At 71.1% G+C, this 9,395-nt stretch carries 9 protein-coding genes; 6 read left to right on the top strand and 3 right to left on the bottom strand.

The features are described 5' to 3' along the window. Nucleotides 1-20: 20 nt before the first annotated feature. Both ER13_RS07165 and ER13_RS07170 read left to right on the top strand, forming a co-directional pair. Entirely contained in the window at nt 21-1,019 is a 999-nt protein-coding gene (locus ER13_RS07165; RefSeq protein WP_035307955.1) for an NAD(P)H-dependent glycerol-3-phosphate dehydrogenase, read from the top strand. Next, nucleotides 1,012-1,389: a Rieske (2Fe-2S) protein gene (locus tag ER13_RS07170; protein ID WP_035307947.1), complete on the top strand. Its 378-nt coding sequence runs from the start codon at nt 1,012-1,014 to the stop codon at nt 1,387-1,389. The genes ER13_RS07165 and ER13_RS07170 overlap by 8 nt, the downstream gene beginning before the upstream one ends. Nucleotides 1,390-1,440: 51 nt before the next feature. Here the strand turns inward: ER13_RS07170 and ER13_RS07175 are convergent, their stop codons facing one another. From ER13_RS07175 to ER13_RS07185, 3 genes are read right to left on the bottom strand one after another with little or no spacing between them, the layout of a single operon-like run. Next, on the bottom strand, nt 1,441-2,565 hold the full coding sequence (locus ER13_RS07175) for a hypothetical protein (protein ID WP_035307950.1): 1,125 nt from the start codon (nt 2,563-2,565) through the stop codon (nt 1,441-1,443). A gap of 41 nt (nt 2,566-2,606) precedes the next feature. Further along, a complete protein-coding gene (locus ER13_RS07180; protein WP_008261957.1) occupies nt 2,607-3,374 on the bottom strand; it encodes an ABC transporter permease in 768 nt (255 codons plus the stop codon). Next, nucleotides 3,374-4,306: an ABC transporter ATP-binding protein gene (locus tag ER13_RS07185; protein WP_008261416.1), complete on the bottom strand. Its 933-nt coding sequence runs from the start codon at nt 4,304-4,306 to the stop codon at nt 3,374-3,376. The genes ER13_RS07180 and ER13_RS07185 overlap by 1 nt, the downstream gene beginning before the upstream one ends. Before the next feature lie 164 nt (nt 4,307-4,470). Between ER13_RS07185 and ER13_RS07190 the strand changes: the two genes are divergently transcribed. The 4 genes from ER13_RS07190 to ER13_RS07205 all read left to right on the top strand — a co-directional run bounded on the left by ER13_RS07190 (nt 4,471) and on the right by ER13_RS07205 (nt 9,293). Continuing rightward, a complete protein-coding gene (locus tag ER13_RS07190) occupies nt 4,471-5,886 on the top strand; it encodes a hypothetical protein (protein ID WP_008262992.1) in 1,416 nt (471 codons plus the stop codon). Between the two features lie 17 nt (nt 5,887-5,903). Beyond that, a complete protein-coding gene (gene ccmI, locus ER13_RS07195; protein ID WP_035307951.1) occupies nt 5,904-6,725 on the top strand; it encodes a c-type cytochrome biogenesis protein CcmI in 822 nt (273 codons plus the stop codon). Between the two features lie 70 nt (nt 6,726-6,795). Continuing rightward, entirely contained in the window at nt 6,796-7,308 is a 513-nt protein-coding gene (ccmE, locus tag ER13_RS07200; RefSeq protein WP_008261178.1) for a cytochrome c maturation protein CcmE, read from the top strand. Next, nucleotides 7,305-9,293, top strand: coding sequence for a heme lyase CcmF/NrfE family subunit (locus tag ER13_RS07205; protein WP_008261449.1), 1,989 nt, complete (start codon nt 7,305-7,307; stop codon nt 9,291-9,293). Before ccmE ends, ER13_RS07205 begins: the two co-directional genes overlap by 4 nt. Nucleotides 9,294-9,395 lie beyond the last annotated feature (102 nt).

The following is a 9,395-nucleotide window of genomic DNA, read 5'->3' on the forward strand; positions in this document are numbered from 1 at the left end:
AGACCGCCTCGGGAGGGCGCATGGAATTCCGCACCGCAGGGGTTATCGGCGCCGGCGCCTGGGGCACCGCCCTGGCCCAGGTCTGCGTCCGCGCCGGATTGGACACGACGCTTCAGGCGCGCGAGCCCCAGTTGGTCGAGACCCTGGCGACGACGCGGGCCAATGACCTGTATCTGCCGGGCGTCACCCTGGCCGAGGCTCTCAAATTCACCGCCGATCTGGCCGATCTGCGCGACTGCGACCTGATCCTGGCCGTGCCCCCGGCCCAGCACATGCGGGCGACCCTGACGGCCTTTGCGCCCCATCACCGCGCAGGCGTGCCGGTGGTGCTCTGCTCCAAGGGGGTTGAGCGCGGCACGATGAAACTGATGACCGAGGTGCTGGCCGAAACCCTGCCGGACGCCCCGGCGGCGGTCCTGTCCGGCCCCAGTTTCGCCGGCGAAGTGGCGCGCGGCCTTCCGACCGCCGTCACTTTGGCTTGCGCCGATCCTGTGCTGGGCCAGGCCCTGCTGAACACCCTGTCGGCGCCGGGCTTCAGGCCCTATCTGGCCACCGACCTGGTCGGGGCCGAGGCGGGCGGGGCGCTGAAGAACGTCCTGGCCATCGCCTGCGGCGTGTCCGAGGGACGTCAGCTGGGGCGCAGCGCCCACGCCGCCCTGATCACGCGCGGCTTTGCGGAAATGACCCGGCTCGCCGTCGCCATGGGCGGACAGGCCGAGACGGTGGCGGGCCTGTGCGGCCTGGGCGATCTGGTCCTGACCTGTTCCAGCCCCCAGTCGCGCAACATGAGCCTGGGTCTGGCCCTGGGCCAGGGCCAGACGGTCGAACAGGCCCTGGCCGGCAAACGTTCGGTGGCCGAAGGCTACGAGAGCGCGCCGGCCGTGCGCGCCCTGGCCGCGCGGCTGGGGGTGGAGACTCCCATCGCCGAGGGCATCGCCGCCCTGCTGGCGGGCGAGATCACCGTGGACGGCCTGATCGACGGCCTGCTGTCGCGCCCGCTGAAGGCCGAGCGTGTCTGACGAGACGCCGAGCGAGCGCAAACGGGTCTGGAAGACGCCGCCGAACGTGGCCCTGTGCGCCGAGGCCGACATCGCCGAGCCCGGCGCGCGCGGCTTCGTGCTTCAGATCGGCGAGGCCTTCTTCCATGGTTTCGTGGTGCGCAAGGACGGGGCTGTGGCCGGCTGGGTCGATCGCTGTCCGCACGCCGGTTTTCCCATCGCCATGGAGATCGACCGTTATCTGACGCCGGACGGCGCCCTGATCCTGTGCGGCTGGCACGGGGCGGTGTTCGAACCCCTGACCGGCGAATGCAAGGGCGGCCCCTGCGCCGGCGGACGGCTGACGCCCTGGCCGGTGACGACCAGCGGCGGCGTCATCCGCACGGCCTAACCGCCCCACACGCCGGGGCGCGGGGGCGGAAGCGGCTTCAGTCCAGCGGCTTCAGTCCAGCGGCTGGGGCCGGGTCACGACCGGAGCGTTCGGGTCGGTCTGGGCCGGACGCGCGGCGGTCGGCGCGGGCGCGACGACGACGACCGGCGCCGGCGTTGCGGAGGGGGGCGTCGAGACGGCCGCCGGGGCCTGAGCCGTCGGGACCCGGGGCGCCGGGGTTTGCGTCGTTGATTGCGCCGGCGTCTGGGGACGCGTCGTCGTCGCGGGGCGAGCGGACGAGGTCTGGGCCGTGGTCTGGCCCGTGGTTTGGGGGGTGGTCGGAACCGGGGCCGCCGCAGGCCGCGCGGCCGCACCCGCGGGTGTTTCCTCGACCGGTGCGGCTTCGACGGGCGCTGCGGTCTCGACCGGCGTCTCCACGGGCGCGGCGGCCGGCGTCAGGGCTTCAGGCGCAACGGCTTCGGGCGCCGCCGCCGGGGCGGGCGCAACCGGCGCGGCCACAGGGGCGGGACGCAGGGCGAACCACAGGCCGCCGCCGACGGCCAGAACCGCCAGCACCCCGACGCCGATGTACAGCGGCAGGCGCGACGGCCGGGGGGTCGCGGCGCGCGCGAAACTGGGCGTGACCGAAGGGGCGGCCTCAACAGCAGGAGACGGCTCAAGCGGGGCCAGGGCGGGGGCCGCGACCACAGGCGTCGCGGCGGCCTGTTCGGCGACATCGGGCTGATCGACAGGCGCCGAAGGAGCGTTGGTCAGACCCGCGCCGGGCAGGGGCCGCACGGTCGTGTCGGCGCTGGGCACGGGCACGGGCGCGGGTGCGGGCTCTGGCTGTGGCGCAGGCGTCACCGGACCGGAGCGCGGACGCGCCTGGGGGATCAGCGACCCGCTCAGGATATTGCCGCCGGCGCGCGGCGCAGGGACACGGCGCGGCGGCTCCTGAACCTGTCCCGAAACCTGGCCCCCGCTCGGGCCTGTCTGGCCCAGCGGCGTCGTGCGCGGCGGGCGATTGGGAATCCGGTCCAGCGGATTGGGCGCGACCGGCACCGGGCCGACGTGGAAGGTGGTCGTGGGCATGCGCCCCCAGGTCACCTGTTTGCGCACGAACGGCTCCGGCGGTCCTCCCGATGGACCGTTCGAGGCGGGCGGCGTAGCGGGGGTGATCTTGGCGTCGTCGGACATGATACTCTAATCGCTGGCGATCTGGCCGGTTTCGTGACGGCTCAGCTCTTGAGGCGGTAGCCGGTCTTGAACATCCACATGACCACGGCCAGGCAGACGACGAAGAAGCCCATGGTGGCGGCCACGCTGATGCCGATGGGAACGTCGCCCTGGCCATAGAAGGTCCAGCGGAAGCCCGAGATCAGATAGACCACCGGATTGAAATGGGCCACCGCGCGCCAGACGTCAGGCAGCATGTTGATCGAATAGAAGGAGCCGCCCAGGAAGGTCAGGGGCGTCACGATCAGCATGGGGATGAAGTTCAGCTGTTCGAAACTGCCGGCCCAGATGCCTATGATGAAGCCGAACAGGCTGAAGGTCACCGAGATCAGCACCAGCATGGCCAGCATGCCTACAGGGTGCAGCACCTGCAGCGGCACGAACAGGGTCGAGGTGGCCAGGATGATCAGGCCCAGCACCGCCGACTTGGTCGCCGCCGCCCCGACATAGGCGATCACCACCTCCAGCGACGACACGGGAGCCGACAGGATCTCGTAGATGGTGCCGGTGAATTTCGGGAAATAGATGCCGAAGGAGGCGTTGAAGATCGACTGGGTGAACAGGCTCAGCATGATCAGGCCCGGCACGATGAAGGCGCCATAGGCCACGCCGTCGATCGCCTCCATCCGGCTGCCGATCGCGCTGCCGAAGACGATGAAATAGAGGGCGGTGGTGATCACCGGCGTGACCACGCTCTGCCAGATGGTGCGCAGGGCCCGCGCCATCTCGAAGCGATAGATGGCCCAGACGCCATGTCCGTTGAAGTTCATCAGACGGTCTCCCCATCGCGGTGGACCAGGCTGACGAAGATGTCTTCCAGCGAGCTCTGGCGGGTGTTCAGATCCTTGAAGCCGATATTCAGCCGTTCCAGCCGGCGGATCAGCGACGGCACGCCGGTGTCGTCGGCCTGGGCGTCGAAACTGTATTCCAGCTCGCTTCCATCGGCCTTCAGCGCCAGATCCCAGTCCGACAGGTCGGCGGGCAGGGCGGCCAGCGGCTCGACCAGGTTCAGGGTCAGGGTCTTCCGGCCCAGCTTCTTCATCAGGGCGGTCTTTTCCTCGACCAGGATCAGCTCGCCCTTCAGGATCACCCCCACCCGGTCGGCCATCTCCTCGGCCTCTTCGATATAGTGGGTGGTCAGGATGATGGTCACGCCCCGCTCGCGCAGTTTGCGCACCATGGCCCACATGTCGCGGCGCAGTTCGACGTCGACCCCGGCTGTGGGTTCATCGAGGAACAGGATGTCCGGCTCGTGGCTCAGGGCCTTGGCGATCATCACCCGGCGCTTCATCCCGCCCGACAGGGTCATGATCTTGGCGTCGCGCTTGTCCCACAGCGACAGGTCTTTCAGGATCTGTTCGATCAGGGCCGGGTTTCCCGGCTTGCCGAACAGGCCCCGGCTGAAGGTGACGGTGGCCAGCACCGTCTCGAAGGCGTCGGTGGTCAGCTCCTGCGGCACCAGGCCGATCTTGGTGCGGGCGGCGCGGAAATCCTTCCTGATGTCGTGGCCGTCGGCGACCACGGTCCCCGTCGTGGCGTTGACGATGCCGCAGACGATGGAGATCAGGGTGGTCTTGCCCGCTCCGTTCGGACCCAGCAGGGCGAAGATCTCGCCCTTCTCAATGGTCAGGTCCACGCGCTTCAGCGCCTGAAGCCCCGACTTGTAGGTCTTGGTCAGGCCTTCGATCTCGATAACCGGCATGGGCGCTCCTGATCCGAGGCGGAAACGCCTGGCGTCGTCGTGGCGGGAATATGGCGTGCCATCGGCTGGGCTCAAGGGGCGCCGGTCTCTGCAGGGACGAGAAGCCGTTGTTAACCCAAAGACGGCACGGTGGCGTCTTCGTCGCCTGCAGACGGGAGTGCCTCTTGTCCTCGCTGTCCGTCGCCCATCGCGCCGCCCTGCAGGCGGTCGTCCAGGCCGCGCCTGACGCGGTCCTGACGCAGCTGCGGGCGGCCGTCCCGTCCCTGGGCGGGGACAAGGCGGCGGAACTGACCGCCATGATCGTGCAGGAGGCGCGCGACCGCGCCCGGCGCGACCTGGCCTTCGCCCCCCTTCTGCCCCTGTTCCAACCCCGCGCCGACCGAACTCCGGCCCTGATCTTTCCGCCGGCCGTGCTGGCGCGGGTCTGGCGCGAGGCGCGGACGGGCGAGGAGGCCTTCCTGAGATTGCTGGACGGGGCGGGCGTCGGCGAGGGGGAATGGACCCTGGCGGCGGATCGGCTGTGCGCGCGGGCGGCTGCGGTGCTGCGGGACCGGCCTCGCGACGTCTGGCCGGACGACCAATGGCCCGACCCGACGGCCGGCCAGGCTGAAACCCCGGCCGCCAGCCCGGCGGAACTGGCCGGTTGTTTCGACCTGGCGCCCCTGGCGCGAACCGCCGTGGCCCGCCTGTCGGTCTGGCTGGAGCGGCCCGACGACAATCAGTTGGCGGGGCTGCGGCTGCTGATCCAGGACTGTCTGGCGATATCCCCCGAGGGCGGGCGGCGGATGATCGACATTCTGTTCGCCCATGTCGCCGACGCTGAGCGGATGCTGCGGATCGTCACGCGCACCAGCCGCCTGGCCGACACCGAGGCCATTCTCAGCCATTCCGAAATGGGCGTCTTCGTCGAGCGGCTGCTGACGTCGGTCCAGAGCCGTGTCCAGCGCATCGCCGCCTGTCTGTCGCCCCGCGACGGGCCGGACATGGCCCAGGCGGTGGAGGATGCGACCTGGTGCGCCGGGGTGCTGGCCGAAATGGACATGACCCTGATGGTCCGGCCCGATTCTCCCTGGGGCAAGACGGCGCGGATGGCGCGGGTCCAGGTGGCCGGCCAGCTGTCGGGCCTGATGAAATCGACCTCGGCCGCCGTCCACGCCGCCCTGCCGATGAAGCGTCAGGTCCTGACCGGGCGGATGACGCGCCTGTGCCCCTGGCTGGAGGCGCCGGCCAAGGGCGAACCCATCGAGGCGGCGGCCGCCCTGCTGGGGGCGGTTTCGGGCCTGCGCGGCGCGGCCAACACCTTCGGCTGCGAGGCGGACCGGATGGCGCTGAAGACCGAGCTGACCGACTATCTGTCCACCTGGGCCAATGAGGCGCTGGACAGTATCGCCGACGGCGATGTGGCCGATCCCGATCAGGCCCTGCGGCTGGTCGGAACGGCGGCCCGTTTCCTGACCCTGGTCGAGGCGCTGGAGGCGGCGCGGGCGGTGCGACGGCGCGCGGCCGCCGCCGAGGCCGCAAGGGCGACGACAGGTGTGACGACTGGCGCGACGACTGGGGCCTCGCCCGGCGTCGTCTGATGCGATAGACGGCGGGGATGATCGTCTTCTGGATAATGACCGGCCTGGCGGCGGCGATGGCCGGCCTGCTGGTGCTGACCGGGGCGCGACGCGGGGCTGACGCGGCCGGCGCCGACGCCGATGTCGGCGGTCGCGAACTGGACGAACTGGACCGGTTGAAGGCGCGCGGCCTGCTGGACGAAACGGCCCACGCCGTCGCACGGGCCGAGGCGGGGCGGCGGCTGCTGGCGGGTCAGGCCGTGGCTGCGGCCACGCCCGTGGCCGGCCGGCATGACCGCTTCTGGGTGTTGGGCGGGATCGCGGCGACGACGGCGGGGGCGCTGGCCCTCTATGTCCTGACCGGGTCGCCGGGTCTGCCGGACCAGGCCTATGAGCGGCGGGTCGATCAATGGTCCACCCAGCTGGAAACCCTGGAGCCGGCGCAGCTGGCGGCGGTTACGGCGCGGGTGGCGCGGGACAATCCGCAGGACCGTCAGGCCCTGACCATGCTGGGCGCGGCCCGGTTCGCCGCCGACGATCCGCTGGGCGCCGCCTCGGCCTTTCGCCGGCTGATCGAACTGGAGCCGACCGACGCTCGGGCATGGGCGCGGCTGGGCGAAAGCCTGGTGCGGGCCGATGACGGCCGGATCGGCGGCGACGCCGAGGCCGCCTTCCGCCAGGCGGTGAACCTGGACCCGGACCAGTTGGGCGCCCGCTTCTTCCTGGGCCAGGCGGCGCTGGAGCGGGGCGATACCACGACGACGCGCGCGCAATGGACGCCGTTGATCGCCGCCCTGGACCCGGCCGATCCGCGCCGGATCGACCTGGAACGGCGCCTGCCTGCGGATAAGGCGCAATGACACATTGGCGGCCGGCCCCCGCCGCTATAGACCCAAGGAAAATTCCGTCGGGGAGCGGGACTGTCAGGCCATGAGCTGGCTGCCGAAATCGCCGAAGGCGCGCCGTCGCCTGTGGGTCGTCGCCGCCGTGGCCCCGATCCTGGCCCTGGCGGTCGGCCTGTCGCTGTGGGCCATGCAGGACAGCGTGACCTTCTTCTATTCCCCGTCCGAGGCCACCGCCGACAAGGCGCCGGAAGGCCGCGACATCCGTCTGGGCGGTCTGGTCGAGACCGGCAGCGTGCGGAAATCCGGCGACGGGCTGGTGGTCTTCACGGTCACCGACAATATCGCTGTGACCCAGGTCCAGTATCACGGCGACCTGCCCGACCTGTTCCGCGAGGGGCAGGGGATCGTGGCCCAGGGTTCGTTCGGCGCCGACCGCGTCTTCCACGCCAGCCAGGTCCTGGCCAAGCACGACGAAAACTACATGCCGCGCGAGGTCGCCGACCGGATCAAGGCCAAGGGCGAGTGGCGGCCGGAGACCTCGACCAAGAACACGCGCTCAAGCAGGCCGCAGGCCGATAGCGCAACGAACAGTCTATGATCGCCGAACTCGGGGCCTTCGCCCTATCCCTGGCCCTGGCCCTGTCGATCCTGCAGACGGCGCTGTCGGCGGCAGGGCGCTGGCGGCGCAGTCCGGTGCTGGCGGGCGCGGCGCAAGGGGCGGCCCTGGCGGCGGCGGGCGCTGTGGCCCTCAGTTTCGCGGCACTGATCTACGCCTTCGTCGTGTCCGACTTCTCAGTGTCCAACGTCGCGGCCAACAGCCACACCGACAAGCCGATGCTGTACAAGGTCGCCGGCGCCTGGGGCAGTCACGAGGGGTCTCTGCTGCTGTGGTGTCTGGTCCTGACCGTCTTCGGCGGAGCCCTGGCCCGCGCGCGCGGCCTGCCGTTCGGGCTGAAGGCCTCGGCCGTGGCGGTTCAGGGGGCGCTGGGATCGCTGTTCCTGGCCTTCGCCGTCTTCACCTCCAGCCCCTTCACCCGCCTGGACCCCGCGCCGTTCCAGGGCGCGTCGCTGAACCCCCTGCTGCAAGATCCGGCCCTGGCCGTGCATCCGCCGCTGCTCTACGCCGGCTATGTCGGTTTCTCCGTCTGCTTCTCCCTGGCGGTCGCCGCCCTGATCGAGGGCAGGGCCCAGACCGCCTTCTGGCCCGCCTGGGGGCGGTGGGTGCGGCCCTGGGCCCTGGCCAGCTGGGCCCTGCTGACCGTCGGCATCACCCTGGGCTCCTTCTGGGCCTATTATGAGCTGGGCTGGGGCGGCTGGTGGTTCTGGGATCCGGTCGAGAACGCCAGCTTCATGCCGTGGCTGGCGGGCGCGGCCCTGCTCCACAGCGCGGTGGTGACCGAGCGGCGCGGGGCGCTGGCGGGCTGGACGGTGTTTCTGGCCCTGCTGGCCTTCAGCTTCTCCATGCTGGGCGCCTTCCTGGTGCGGTCCGGGGTGCTGACCTCCGTCCACGCCTTCGCCGTCGATCCCCAGCGCGGGCTGATGCTGCTGGCCATCCTGGGCCTTACGGCCGGCGCCGCCTTCGCCCTGTTCGCCTGGCGCGCGCCCCAGCTGAAGGGCGGCGGCCTGTTCGCCCCCGTCAGCCGCGAGGGCGCCCTGGTGCTGAACAACCTGTTCCTGACAGCCGCCGCCGCGACCGTGCTGCTGGGCACCCTCTATCCCCTGATCCTGGAGGCCGCGTCCGGCGCGACCATCTCGGTCGGCCCGCCCTATTTCGCCGCCACCTTCGTCCCGCTGATGACGGTCGCCTTCCTGATCCTGCCCGCCGGGCCTCTGCTGGCGTGGAAGCGGGGCGACCTGACGGGGGCGATGCAGAGGCTGGCCGTCGCGGCGGGCCTGGCCCTGGTTTCGGCCCTGGCCGCCTACGCCCTGTGGGAGCCCAGAAAGGCCTTCGCCGCCGCCGGGATCGGCTTGGGCGCCTGGCTGATCCTGGGTTCGCTGGCCGAGGTCGCCGAACGGGCGCGTCTGTTCCGCGCCTCGGGCGCCGAGACGATGCGTCGTCTGAAAGGTCTGCCGCTGGGCGCCTGGGGCATGAGCCTGGCCCACCTGGGCCTGGGCGTCTTCATCCTGGGGGCGGTGGTCGAGACCGGCTTCAAGGCCGAGGCCGCGCGCGCTCTTTCTCTGGGCCAGAGCGTCTCCGCCGGCCCCTGGACCGTGACCCTGGATCAGGTCCGGGTGGTCGAAGGGCCCAACTATCTGGCCGAACAGGGCCGGCTGACCGTGCGGCCGTCGAACGACCGGGGCCGGGCGAAGACGGTGACGGCCGAACGCCGCTTCTTCCCCGCCGGCGGCCAGACCACGACCGAGGTCGGGCTGGATTTCCGCGGGCTGGACGACGTTTATGTGGTGATGGGCGAACGGGCGGGCAGCCCGGCCGAGCCTGCCTGGGTCGTGCGTCTGTACTGGAACCCCTGGGCGCGGCTGATCTTCCTGGGGCCGATGATCATGGCGTTTGGGGGGCTTCTGTCCCTGCTGGACCGCCGGCTGCGGCTGGGCGTCGGGCCGCGTCGGAGGAAGGCCCCATGAGGCGGCTGATCCTGCTGATCGCGCCCGTTCTGGCGCTGATGCTGACGGCGGCCGAGCCCGCCGCCGCCCCCGACCGCCCCTTGAGCGACCCGGCGCAGGAAG

This window comes from Brevundimonas sp. EAKA, from assembly GCF_000698025.1.
In the GTDB taxonomy this organism is placed as follows: domain Bacteria; phylum Pseudomonadota; class Alphaproteobacteria; order Caulobacterales; family Caulobacteraceae; genus Brevundimonas; species Brevundimonas mediterranea_A.

Excerpts from the sequence above, each read along its gene's own strand:
- ER13_RS07205 (WP_008261449.1), top strand. The coding sequence starts at position 7,305 with ATGATCGCCGAACTCGGGGCCTTCGCCCTATCCCTGGCCCTGGCCCTG.
- ER13_RS07185 (WP_008261416.1), bottom strand. The coding sequence starts at position 4,306 with ATGCCGGTTATCGAGATCGAAGGCCTGACCAAGACCTACAAGTCGGGG.
- ER13_RS07180 (WP_008261957.1), bottom strand. The coding sequence starts at position 3,374 with ATGAACTTCAACGGACATGGCGTCTGGGCCATCTATCGCTTCGAGATG.
- ER13_RS07165 (WP_035307955.1), top strand. The coding sequence starts at position 21 with ATGGAATTCCGCACCGCAGGGGTTATCGGCGCCGGCGCCTGGGGCACC.
- ccmI (WP_035307951.1), top strand. The coding sequence starts at position 5,904 with ATGATCGTCTTCTGGATAATGACCGGCCTGGCGGCGGCGATGGCCGGC.
- ccmE (WP_008261178.1), top strand. The coding sequence starts at position 6,796 with ATGAGCTGGCTGCCGAAATCGCCGAAGGCGCGCCGTCGCCTGTGGGTC.
- ER13_RS07175 (WP_035307950.1), bottom strand. The coding sequence starts at position 2,565 with ATGTCCGACGACGCCAAGATCACCCCCGCTACGCCGCCCGCCTCGAAC.